Source organism: Hydrogenophaga sp. FW305-3-2-15-A-LB1 (assembly GCF_058787875.1).
This window is the reverse complement of the sequence record NZ_JBYTAE010000182.1, coordinates 1-1,239: the sequence shown is the minus strand read 5'-3', so window position 1 is coordinate 1,239 and position 1,239 is coordinate 1. Positions and strand designations below refer to the sequence as shown.

General features: G+C 63.4%; 1 protein-coding gene. It reads right to left on the bottom strand.

All coding sequences use genetic code 11. The annotated features are described in order from the left end of the window. Window positions 1-30 precede the first annotated feature (30 nt). Window positions 31-1,178 (bottom strand): IS3 family transposase gene (locus AC3WPZ_RS27950; RefSeq protein WP_291112865.1). Its coding sequence is split into 2 segments (ribosomal slippage): window positions 31-917 and window positions 917-1,178, totalling 1,149 coding nucleotides; the frame shifts between segments, so codons are not numbered across the junction. Between the last annotated feature and the right edge of the window lie 61 nt (window positions 1,179-1,239).

The window sequence follows — 1,239 nt, the reverse complement described above, 5'->3', positions numbered from 1 at the left end:
TGGGCTGCTGCCGGTTCCGTTGACACCGACCTAAGCTTCTTGAGCTTTCTCGAACTGTACGGGACTGAGATACCCGAGCGTCGAATGCCGGCGTGTCGGGTTGTAGAAGCGTTCGATGTAGTCGAACACGTCTGAACGGGCCTGCCCTCGCGTTCGGTACACCTTCCTGGCCGTGCGCTCGGTCTTGAGCGAGCTGAAGAAGCTCTCCATAGCCGAGTTGTCCCAGACCTCACCGGCCCTGCTCATGCTGCAAGTGATGCCCTGTTCGTTCAGCAGCTTCTGGAAGTGCTCGCTGGTGTACTGGCTGCCTTGGTCCGAGTGGTGCAGCAGCGCCACAGGTTTGCCCCGGCGCCACACGGCCATCATCAGCGCGTCCACCACGAGCTGCGAGGTCATGCTCTCCTGCATCGACCAGCCCACGATGCGCCGCGAGTACAGGTCCAGCACCGCCGCCACGTACAGCCACCCCTCGGCCGTCCAGATGTAGGTGAAGTCGGCCACCCACTTCTGGTTTGGCCCATCAGCCTGGAACTGACGGTCCAGCACGTTGTCAGCCACCGCGCTGCGCTCCCCCCGGTCCTTGGGTAGCCCACGACGACGGGGCCGGGCACGCAGCGCCTGCTCGCGCATGAGCCGCTCGATGCGGTGCAGCCCACAAGCTTGGCCTTGCTCCAGCACGTCGTGCCACACGCGGCGTGCGCCGTAGGTGCGGTCACTGCGCACGAAGCTCTGGCGTACCTGGGTGCTCAGCGCCTCGTCGCTAAGGCTGCGTCGGCTCCTGGGCCGCGTGAGCCACGCGTAGAAGCCACCTCGCGAGACACCGAGCGCCTCGCACATCAGATTGACCGGCCAGGCCCCTCGGTGTTTCGCCACGAAGCCGAACTTCACATCGACTCCTTCGCGAAGTAGGCCGCGGCTTTTTTCAGGATGTCGCGCTCCATCTTGAGCTTGGCCACTTCCTTGCGCAGCCGGGCTATCTCGGCATCCTGGGCCCTCTGCTTGCCATTGCCAGGGAACGCCTCCTGCGGCTCATCACGCAGCTCACGAACCCATTTGCGCAACACGTTCTCGTGTACGTCCAGGTCCTTGGCCGCCTGGGCCACAGCCACACCACGCTCGGTGACCAGTTTGACCGCCTCGAGCTTGAACTCTCGGCTGAATGTCCTTCTTCTCTCCATGAACCACCTCCGGTTTCATCTTCCACCTTAACAAGGTGTCTGTGAAACCGGCAGCAGCCCA